At 66.2% G+C, this 9,977-nt stretch carries 11 protein-coding genes; 1 reads left to right on the top strand and 10 read right to left on the bottom strand.

Going from position 1 to position 9,977, the window contains the following annotated elements; translation table 11 throughout:
* Window positions 1-401 precede the first annotated feature (401 nt).
* The 4 genes from rfbD to rfbB are packed head-to-tail and all read right to left on the bottom strand — an operon-like array spanning window position 402 to window position 3,796.
* Window positions 402-1,301: a dTDP-4-dehydrorhamnose reductase gene (rfbD, locus tag CFB45_RS04350; RefSeq protein WP_089424665.1), complete on the bottom strand. Its 900-nt coding sequence runs from the start codon at window positions 1,299-1,301 to the stop codon at window positions 402-404.
* Entirely contained in the window at window positions 1,294-1,845 is a 552-nt protein-coding gene (rfbC, locus tag CFB45_RS04345; RefSeq protein ID WP_089424664.1) for a dTDP-4-dehydrorhamnose 3,5-epimerase, read from the bottom strand. The genes rfbD and rfbC overlap by 8 nt, the downstream gene beginning before the upstream one ends.
* On the bottom strand, window positions 1,830-2,723 hold the full coding sequence (gene rfbA / locus CFB45_RS04340) for a glucose-1-phosphate thymidylyltransferase RfbA (RefSeq protein ID WP_089424663.1): 894 nt from the start codon (window positions 2,721-2,723) through the stop codon (window positions 1,830-1,832). Before rfbA ends, rfbC begins: the two co-directional genes overlap by 16 nt.
* Window positions 2,724-2,734: 11 nt before the next feature.
* Window positions 2,735-3,796 (bottom strand): dTDP-glucose 4,6-dehydratase, encoded by a 1,062-nt coding sequence (gene rfbB, locus CFB45_RS04335; protein WP_089424662.1) that lies wholly within the window; start codon window positions 3,794-3,796, stop codon window positions 2,735-2,737.
* 342 nt (window positions 3,797-4,138) lie between these two features.
* Between rfbB and CFB45_RS04330 the strand changes: the two genes are divergently transcribed.
* Entirely contained in the window at window positions 4,139-4,978 is an 840-nt protein-coding gene (locus CFB45_RS04330) for a symmetrical bis(5'-nucleosyl)-tetraphosphatase (protein ID WP_089424661.1), read from the top strand.
* A gap of 32 nt (window positions 4,979-5,010) precedes the next feature.
* Here the strand turns inward: CFB45_RS04330 and CFB45_RS04325 are convergent, their stop codons facing one another.
* The 6 genes from CFB45_RS04325 to CFB45_RS04300 all read right to left on the bottom strand — a co-directional run bounded on the left by CFB45_RS04325 (window position 5,011) and on the right by CFB45_RS04300 (window position 9,849).
* Entirely contained in the window at window positions 5,011-5,868 is an 858-nt protein-coding gene (locus CFB45_RS04325) for a lysophospholipid acyltransferase family protein (RefSeq protein WP_089424660.1), read from the bottom strand.
* A 19-nt stretch (window positions 5,869-5,887) separates the two neighbouring features.
* Window positions 5,888-7,168 carry a dihydroorotase gene (locus CFB45_RS04320; protein WP_089424659.1) on the bottom strand — a complete coding sequence of 427 codons (1,281 nt, stop codon included), beginning with the start codon at window positions 7,166-7,168 and terminating at the stop codon, window positions 5,888-5,890.
* Between the two features lie 52 nt (window positions 7,169-7,220).
* A complete protein-coding gene (locus CFB45_RS04315; protein ID WP_006476735.1) occupies window positions 7,221-8,252 on the bottom strand; it encodes an aspartate carbamoyltransferase catalytic subunit in 1,032 nt (343 codons plus the stop codon).
* A gap of 73 nt (window positions 8,253-8,325) precedes the next feature.
* Complete coding sequence (gene pyrR, locus CFB45_RS04310) at window positions 8,326-8,838, bottom strand: bifunctional pyr operon transcriptional regulator/uracil phosphoribosyltransferase PyrR (protein ID WP_089424658.1); 513 nt, start codon at window positions 8,836-8,838, stop codon at window positions 8,326-8,328.
* Window positions 8,825-9,274 (bottom strand): Holliday junction resolvase RuvX, encoded by a 450-nt coding sequence (ruvX, locus tag CFB45_RS04305; protein ID WP_046545056.1) that lies wholly within the window; start codon window positions 9,272-9,274, stop codon window positions 8,825-8,827. Before ruvX ends, pyrR begins: the two co-directional genes overlap by 14 nt.
* Window positions 9,271-9,849: a YqgE/AlgH family protein gene (locus CFB45_RS04300; RefSeq protein ID WP_011351143.1), complete on the bottom strand. Its 579-nt coding sequence runs from the start codon at window positions 9,847-9,849 to the stop codon at window positions 9,271-9,273. Before CFB45_RS04300 ends, ruvX begins: the two co-directional genes overlap by 4 nt.
* Window positions 9,850-9,977: the final 128 nt, after the last annotated feature.

Raw genomic sequence — 9,977 nt, 5'->3', positions numbered from 1 at the left:
ACATTCACTCCACATTTAGTATTCGCTGGCGAAGCCAACGCCTTCGCCACTTACATCCATACACCGGCCGGCATGGTTGCCAGCCGGTCATGCGAGACCCGGCCGGAACGGAATTATAGCCGGCACCACTCCCACCGAAAACGGCGGTTGACCCGGGACGGCCGCCAGACAAGGCCCGAACGCGCACGCAGCGCGACCGTCGTGCCCCTGCTCGATCCTGATCGGCAGCCAAACCACCGGGTCACGTACCCGAGCGTTACCAATCGGTCACTTAAAACTCGCCGAACGCACCAGAACGGTCGCTGCGTCAAGCCTGGCAACGCCCTCCGGGCCGAGAGCCGGCCTCCGCGACCGCCATCCGGGCTTCGCCCGCCAGACGATCAGCCCGCTCCGGGACAGGATCATTCGGCTAGACACAGCGCCAGCGCATCGCGCCAGTCAGGCATCCGCAGTCCGAACGTCGCGCCCAGCTTGTCCATCGCCAGTCTCGAATTCGCAGGCCGTTTTGCCGGCGTCGGATAGTCGCTCGACGCAATAGGCACGATTTTCGGTGCATGCGATGCCATGGCGACCGCGAAGATGGCTTCGGCGAAACCGCACCACGACGTCGCGCCGGCCGAGGTCAGGTGATAGACGCCGGAGCGGCGCGCCCACCAGTCGGTCCCGATCGATGCCGTGCCCTGCGCGACGATGTGCGACGTCGCGGCGGCGATCGTCTTCGACCACGTCGGTGCACCGACCTGGTCCGCGACAATCCGCAGTTCGGGGCGCTCGGCACCCAGCTTCAGCATCGTCAGCAGGAAGTTCCTGCCGCGCCGGCCGTACACCCAGCTCGTTCGCAGAATCAGATGCGCGCACCCGGTCGCCGCAATCGCCCGTTCGCCGTCACGCTTGGTCGCGCCATAAACGTTGGCGGGATTCGTCGCATCGGTTTCCGTATACGCCTCGGTGTTCGTACCGTCGAACACGTAGTCGGTCGAATAGTGAATGAGCGCACCGCCGCTGCGCGCCATCTCCTCCGCGAATACACGCGGCAGGTCGGCATTCAGGCGGCGTGCAGCATCGACGTCGGTCTCTGCCTGATCCACCGCGGTATACGCGGCAGGGTTGACGATCAGGGACGGCTTCACGTCCCGCACGAACGTGCGCACGCGCTCGAGATCGGACAGATCGAGTGTCGACCTGTCACACGGCACCACACGCCCGAGCCCCTGCAGCGTCCGCAACAGCTCGAAGCCAACCTGCCCGTTCACGCCCGTCACGAGGATCGTCGGTGAGGCGTTCGTGTCGCCTTTACGCATAGACGTCGGATTCGCTCAAACGCTTGCCGGCCGCGTCCTTCGATGCCAGGACCGGCTCGCCGTCGATCGGCCAAGCGATTCCAATCTCCGGGTCGTTCCAGATGATGCTGCGCTCGTGCTCGGGAAACCAGTAATCGGTGGTCTTGTAAAGGAATTGCGCGGCCGCCGACAACACGACGAAACCGTGCGCGAAACCGGGCGGCACCCAAAGCTGACGATGGTTGTCCGCCGACAGAACCATGCCGACCCACTTCCCGAAATTCGGCGAGCTGCGGCGAATGTCCACCGCCACATCGAATACCTCGCCTTCGATCACGCGCACGAGCTTGCCCTGCGCATGTTCGATCTGGTAATGCAGCCCGCGCAGCACGCCCTTCGTCGATCGCGAATGGTTGTCCTGGACGAATTCGACGTCGGCCCCGACGCCTTGCGCGAACTCGCGCCCGTTGAAGCTTTCGTAGAAATAACCGCGCGTGTCGCCGAAGACCTTCGGCTCGATGAGCTTGACTTCGGGCAGTGCCGTTGTCGTTACGTGGATTGCCATGCGACCTGGTGGGTGAGTAGGTTCCGGAGATACTGTCCGTAGGCGTTCTTCGCGAGCGGCTGTGCCAGCTTCAGCACCTGCTCCGCGTCGATCCAGTTGCGGCGGTACGCGATCTCCTCGGGACACGCGACCACGAGCCCTTGACGCTTCTGCAGCGTCGCGATGAACGTCGCCGCCTCGATCAGCGAATCGTGCGTGCCTGTATCGAGCCACGCATAGCCGCGCCCCATGATCTCGACATTCAATGCACCGTCCGCGAGATACCGTGAATTGACGTCGGTGATTTCCAGTTCGCCGCGCGCCGACGGCTTGATGTCTGCCGCGATGTCGCACACGCGGTTGTCATAGAAGTACAGCCCGGTAACCGCATACTGCGAACGCGGCTGCGCGGGCTTCTCCTCGATCGACAGCGCGCGGAAGTTCCGATCGAACTCCACCACGCCGTAACGCTCGGGGTCGTGCACGTGATAGGCGAACACGGTCGCGCCTGCATCGCGCTCGTTCGCGCGCTCGAGCTGCTTCGCGAGATCGTGCCCGTAGAAAATGTTGTCGCCGAGAATGAGCGCCGAAGGATCGTTGCCGACAAAGGTCCGGCCGATGACGAACGCCTGCGCAAGTCCGTCCGGCGACGGCTGCGTCGCATACGCGATATTCATCCCCCACTGGCTGCCATCACCGAGCATCGACTCGAAGCGCGGCGTGTCCTGCGGTGTCGAGATGATCAGCACGTCTCGAATGCCCGCGATCATCAGCGTCGACAGCGGGTAGTAGATCATCGGCTTGTCGTACACCGGCAGCAACTGCTTCGATACCGCGTGTGTAATCGGATACAGCCGTGTGCCTGAACCGCCGGCGAGAATGATGCCCTTGCGTGCCATCGCCACTCCTGTCAAACGCGCTCTGCGTAGTTGGTCTCGACCCACTTGCGGTATTCGCCCGAAGCCACCTCGTCAGACCACGCCTGGTTTTCGAGATACCAGGCGACGGTCTTTGCGAGGCCGGTCGCGAACGTCTCGGCCGGCTTCCAGCCCAGCTCACGCTCCAGCTTGCGCGCGTCGATCGCATAACGGCGATCGTGCCCCGGGCGATCCTTCACGTACGTGATCTGGTCGCGATACGAGCCTTGCGCCATGGGTCGCGCGTTGTCGAGCAGATCACACAGCGTATGCACGACGTCGAGGTTCGTCATTTCGTTCCAGCCGCCGACGTTGTAGGTCTCGCCGGGTGTGCCGCGCGCGAGCACTTCGCGAATCGCGCTGCAGTGATCGCCGACGTACAACCAGTCGCGCACGTTCTGGCCATCGCCGTAGACGGGCAACGGCTTCCCGGCGAGTGCATTCGCGATCATCAGCGGAATGAGCTTTTCGGGGAACTGATACGGACCATAGTTGTTCGAGCAATTCGTCGTGAGCGTCGGCAGGCCGTACGTATGATGATAGGCACGCACCAGGTGATCGGAGCCCGCTTTCGTCGCCGAGTACGGGCTGTTGGGCGCATAGGGTGTCGTTTCGGAGAACTGCGGGTCGGTGGCGGACAGCGAACCGAACACTTCGTCGGTCGACACGTGCAGGAAACGGAAGGCCGCTCGTTCCGCATCGGGCAACGCGCTCCAGTAATGACGCGCGGCCTCGAGCAGCGTAAACGTACCGACCACGTTGGTCTGAACGAACTCGGCCGGACCATGAATGGAGCGATCGACATGGCTTTCCGCCGCGAAATGCAGAATCGCGCGCGGCCGATGCGCGGCAAGCAGCGCGTCGAGCGCCGCACGGTCGCAGATGTCGACGCGGGCAAATACGTGCTTCGAGCTTCCGTTCAGCGATTGAAGCGTACGAAGGTTGCCTGCGTAGGTCAGTTTATCGACATTGAGTACGGCCTCGTCGGATTGACGCAGCCAGTCGATTACGAAATTGGCACCGATAAAACCCGCGCCGCCCGTCACCAGGATCATGAGGCCCCCTCTAGTCATACATGGCGGGCCTCAAGCCCGAGCCGCCACGAATTCTGAACGCGGCAACGTCACCGTGCGCGCCCCTAAGGCGGGCATTCTAACTGCTGACCGTAACCGTCAAAGTCATGAAATGCTAATTTTGTTGCGAAGCGGTCGATTATAAGAAGCGACACGGCCCAAAGGCCACGTCGCTAACAACTTGATACAGTGTGCCAGACCCGCAAAATCTTAAGATTTTCGATTCAAATCAATACGTTAAAATCCCACAAACACGCCCGGGCCACATTCCGGCAACCATCCCTTTTTCCGTCTCGCGCCAAGATTTGTAACAACTTGCCTCTCATGACCCACCCCCCCATCGCCATCGGCGACATCCAAGGCTGTCATTCCGCTTTCCAGTCTTTGCTCGAAAAGCTTTCAGCCCCCGCCGACACGCCGCTGTGGATCGCCGGCGACGTCGTCAACCGCGGACCGAACTCCCTCGCCTCGCTGCGCGCACTCGTCGATCTCGGCCCGCGCGCGACCGTCGTGCTCGGCAATCACGACCTGCACCTGCTCGCGGTCTCCGCCGGCCTGCGCACCGAGCGCCCGGGCGACACCATCGGCGAGATCCTCGACGCACCCGACGCCGATGCGCTGCTCGACTGGGTCCGCCACCGCCCGTTCGTGCATGCGGAGAACGGGATGCTGCTCGTGCATGCGGGCGTGCTGCCACAGTGGGATGCCACGCTCGTGCTCGAGCTCGCCGACGAACTCCAGCGCGCGCTGCGCGCGCCCGACTGGCGCGACACGCTGCAGAAGCTGTACGGCAACGAGCCGAACCAGTGGAGTCCGAACCTGAAAAAACGCGACCGGATGCGCGTCGCGTTCAACGCGTTCACGCGCGTGCGCTTCTGCACGCCCGACGGTGCGATGGAATTCAAGGCGAACGGCGGCCCCGACAGCGCGCCGCCCGGCTACCTGCCGTGGTTCGACGTACCGGGGCGCCGCACGGAGGACGTGACGGTCGTGTTCGGCCACTGGGCCGCGCTCGGCCTGATGGTGCGCGAGAACGTCGTCGCGCTCGATTCGGGGTGCGTGTGGGGTAATCAGCTGTCGGCCGTCCGGCTGACGGCCGATCCGGCGCAGCGCACGGTCACGCAGGTGCAGTGCGAAGCGTGCCGCGCGTCGGGCGGCGAGTGATTACAGACTGATTCGCGGGACCGGGAAGCGCGTCAACCCTCGCGCCCCGGCACCGGTGCGTCGGCCGCCTCATGCCCTGCCGCGCCGGCGCCAACCTCGGTCGCAGGATAGGCATGTTTGGCCAGCTCCGCGAGCGACTCGGCCGTCGGTTTGCCGACGTTCGCCTGCAGCTTCACGAGCGCAGCCCCGATCGCATCGCGCGCCGCCGCGGACGTCGCCCGCCGGTCGCCACCCGGCGCGATCGGTTCACACACGTAAAGGTGCGCGACGAGCGGGCCGCCGCGCAGCACCATGTCGAGCGACGTGCCAAGCGCCAGTTCGCCCGTGTAGGCCGGCGCGACAGATTGCCGCCCGTGCGCGTCCTCGTACATCAGGCAGATCGGCTGCACCGCGCAGCCGGCCGATACCGCGGCCTGGAACAGGTTCGCGTGGAACGGCAGCAGTTCCTGCCCGTCGGTCGTCGTCCCTTCCGGAAACACGCACATCAGCCCGCCGTTGCGCAGGCGCTCGGCCATCTCGTGCATGACGCGCATCGCCTCGGTGCGCTTCTCGCGCTGCAGGAACACGGTGTCGAGCTTCTCGGCGAGCCAGCCGACCACCGGCCACTGCCGCACCTCGGCCTTCGACACGAACGGCGTCGGCCGCCACGCGTTGACCGTGTAGATATCGAGCCACGACACGTGATTGCCGACCACGAGCGCGCTCGCGTCGAGCCGCGCGCTGTCGTTATGGACGACGAGGCGCATCCCGCAGATCCGCAGCAGCTTGAGCGACCAGCGGCGTATCAGCTCGGCGCGGCGCGCGGGCGTGACGTGCGAAAAACGCAGCGCGACGATCGCCATGCCGCGCAACAGGTGAAAGACGAGACACAGCTTGCGAATGGCAATCATGGCGATAGTCCGGCGTGGTTCAGTGGCGCTCGAACGCGACCTGCCCGGCCACGAGCGTCGCGCGCACGGTGGCCGGCAGTTCGTAGCCGAGGAACGGCGAGTTGTGGCCCTGGCTCTTCAGCGCACGCGGCTCGACGCGCCAGTGCGCGCGCGGGTCGAACACGCACAGGTCGGCCGCGCCGCCTTCGGTGAGGCGGCCAGCCGGCAGCTTCAGCACGTCCGCCGGCGCGGACGTGATGCGGCGCAGCGCCTGCGCGAGCGGCGTACGCGTCTCGTCGGCCCACTTCAGCGTCAGCGACAGCAGCAGCTCGAGCCCGGTCGCGCCCGGCGTCGCTTCGCCGAACGGCAGCAGCTTCTCGTCGTCGTCGACCGGCGTATGGTCGGAGCAGATCGCATCGATCGTGCCGTCGGCGAGCGCCACGCGAATCGCTTCGCGATCGCGCTCGCTGCGCAGCGGTGGATCGAGCCGGAACTGCGAATCGAAGTAGCCGATGTCGACGTCGATCAGGTGCAGGTGATTCACGCCGACGTCGCAGGTCACGGGCAGCCCCTCGGCCTTCGCCTCGCGCACGAGCGCGAGGCCGGCCGCCGACGACAGCCGCGCGAGGTGCACGCGTGCGCCCGTCACGCGCATCAGTTCGAAGATCGTGTGCAGCGCGATCGTCTCGGCCGCGACCGGCACGCCGGACAGCCCGAGCCGCGACGCCAGCGCACCGCTCGCGGCGACACCACCGCGGCCGATGAAGGCGTCTTGCGGGCGCAGCCACGTGGTGTAGCCGTAGGTGCTCGCGTACTGCAACGCACGCAGCAGCACCTGCGTGTCGCGCACCGGCACGTTGGCGTGCGTGAAGCCGACGCAGCCGGACTCGGTCAGCGCGACCATCTCGGTGATCACCTCACCCTTGAGGCCGACCGTCAGCGCGCCGAGCGGATGCACGTTCGCCTGGTGCAGGTTGCGCGCGCGGAACTTGAGCATCTCGACGAGGCCCGGCTCGTCGAGCACGGGGTCGGTATCCGGCGGGCACACGAGGGTCGTGACGCCCCCCGCGACGGCCGCGGCCATCTCGGACGCGAGCGTCGCCTTGTGCTCGTAGCCGGGCTCGCGCAGCCGCGCGCACAGGTCGACGAGGCCGGGCGCGACGATCAGGCCCGCCGCGTCGATCGTGTTGTCCGCGTTGAAACCGGCCGGCGCCGCCGTGCCGAGCGCGGCGATCTTGCCGTCCGCGACGAATACGTCGGCCTGCTGCTCGGTGCCGGCGACCGGGTCGATCAGCGTGCCGCCTTTGATATGAATCTTCATGCGCTGTCTGTGAATGCGTTGATTGCGTGAATAAGGAGGCGCGAAAGCGGGCTCAGTCGCTATTGCCGGCGACGATGCCCATCACCGCCATCCGCACGGCGATGCCGAACGTGACCTGGTTGAGGATCACCGACTGCGGGCCATCGGCGACCTGCGAATCGATCTCGACGCCGCGGTTCATCGGGCCGGGGTGCATCACGATCGCGTCGGGCGCGGCGAGCGCGAGGCGCTCGGGCGTCAGGCCCCAGGTCTTGAAGTATTCCTGCGCGGACGGCAGCAGCGCGCCGCTCATCCGCTCGTTCTGCAGGCGCAACATGATGATCACGTCGACGCCCTTCAGCCCTTCGTCGAGGTTGTGGAACACCTTCACGCCCATCTGTTCGAGCCCGCCCGGCAGCAGCGTGCGCGGGCCGATCGCGCGCACTTCCGGCACGCCGAGCGTGGTGAGCGCGTGGATGTCGGAGCGCGCGACGCGCGAATGCAGGATGTCGCCAACGATCGCCACGCGCAGCTTCGTGAAGTCGCGCTTGTAGTGACGGATCGTGTACATGTCGAGCAGGCCCTGCGTCGGGTGCGCATGGCGGCCGTCGCCGGCGTTGATCACGTGCACGTGCGGTGCGCAGTGCTCGGCGATCAGGTACGGTGCACCGCTCGACGCATGGCGCACGACGAACAGGTCGGCATGCATCGCCGACAGGTTGTTGATCGTGTCGAGCAGCGATTCGCCCTTGCTCGTCGACGACGCATTGATGTTCAGGTTCAGCACGTCGGCCGACAGGCGCGTCGCGGCAATCTCGAAGGTCGTGCGCGTACGCGTCGAGTTCTCGAAGAACAGGTTGAACACGGACTTGCCGCGCAGCAGCGGCACCTTCTTCACTTCACGGTCCGTCACGCTGACGAACTGCTCGGCCGTATCGAGGATGTGGTTGACGATCGAGCGCGGCAGGCCCTCGATCGACAGCAGGTGCTTCAGCTCGCCGTTTTTCGTGAGCTGCGGGTTGCCCTTCAGGAAGCCGTAGCGGAACCGGTCGGGGCTCGCGGCCGCAGCGGGATTGCCGGTGCGGCCAGTGGTGTCGGTGGTCATGGTGTGCGTGATTCCAACTATGCAAACGGGCCGCGGTGCAAACCAGCGGCCCGGGATACGGTTCGCGTGTCGTTCAGGCGCCGTGCGCCTCGACGCGCAGCGTGAACTGCGCATCGTCGCGTGCGAGCACGAGCGTCGCGCCGGCCGGCACGTCGAGCGCGCCGCCCGCGAAGCGCGCGGCGACCGGCAGCTCGCGGCCGCCGCGATCGGCGAGCACCGCGAGCTCGACCGCGGCCGGACGGCCGTAGTCGAACAGCTCGTTGAGTGCAGCGCGCACGGTGCGCCCGGTAAACAGCACGTCGTCGACGAGCACGATGCGCGCGCCGTCGACCTCGAACGGCAGCGACGTCGGGCTGGCCTGGCTGTGCAGCCCCTTCTTCGCGTAATCGTCGCGGTGCAGCGCGACGTTCACGACGCCGAACGCCGGCGCGCCGAGATCGCGCGCGAGGCGCTCGGCAAGCCATGCGCCACCGCTGTGAATGCCGGCGAGCCGCGGGCCGCCCGGTACGGCGAAAGCCGTGCCGTACGCGGCGCGGATCTGGTCGAGCAGGACGCGGTAAAGCGCCTCGGCGTCAATGGTGCTCATGGTCGGACAATTGATCGAGATACTGTTGAAGGATGACGCGCGCGGCCTCGGCATCGAGCATGTCGGCCCGTGCGCGGCCGCGCACGTTGCGCTCGCGCAGCCCGGCCTCGGCCTCGACCGACGAATAGCGCTCGTCGACCCACGTGACGGGCAGCCCGAAGCGGCCGTTCAGCTGGTTGCCGAAGCGCTTCGCCTGCTGCGTCATGTCGTGCGGCGTGCCGTCCGGATGCATCGGCAGGCCGACGACGAGCGCGTCCGGCCGCCATTCGGCCAGCAGGTCGCCGACCGCCTTGAAGCGGTGTTCGCGGTTCAGGTTCTGGATCACGACGAGCGCACGGGCCGAGCGCGTCAGCGCATTGCCGACCGCGACGCCGATACGTTTTTCGCCGTAGTCGAACGCGAGGAGCGTCGCATCGCGCGCGCTCGCGCCACTCATGCGTGCCCTGCTTCGCCGGACAGCATCGACGAGCTGACGCCGAGCAGGCCGAGTGCGGCTTCGAAGCGCTCTTCGGCCGGCGTGTCGAACACGATGCGCGGATCGGCGGCCACGGTCAGCCAGCCGTTGCGGGAAATTTCTTCCTCGAGCTGCCCTGCGCCCCAGCCCGCATGGCCGAGCGTCAGCAGGAAGCGTTTCGGGCCGGTGCCCGTCGCGACCGCCTCGAGCACGTCCTTCGACGTGGTCATCTCCAGCCCGCCCTCGACGGACATCGACGAGTTGTAGCTCGCGCCCTCCACCGGCTCGTGCAGCACGAAACCGCGCTCGGTCTGGACCGGGCCGCCGAAGTACACCGGGATGTGCAGCAACGGCTCGATGTCGAGCTTCAGGTCGATGCGGTTGAACAGCGATTCGAGGTCGATGTCGGTAGGACGATTGATGACGAGGCCGAGCGCACCGCGCTCGCTGTGATCGCAAAGATAGACCACCGTTCCCGAGAACGTCGGATCGGCCATGTTCGGCATGGCGATCAGGAACTGGTTGGTGAGATTGATGCGATCGGAAGGCTTTGACATGGTTTGAATTTTAGCAAAGACGCCGCGGCCTGACCGGGCCGCGATCAACAAGCAACGCCGCACCGCGCTGGCAACGGCGCGCACGGATCACACGGCACTCTAACACGCGCGCGGGCGCTGTCGGCAGC

It is taken from the genome of Burkholderia sp. HI2500 (assembly GCF_002223055.1).
GTDB lineage: Bacteria > Pseudomonadota > Gammaproteobacteria > Burkholderiales > Burkholderiaceae > Burkholderia.
The sequence above is the reverse complement of the archived record's forward strand: the minus strand, read 5'-3'. Positions and strand labels throughout refer to the sequence as shown.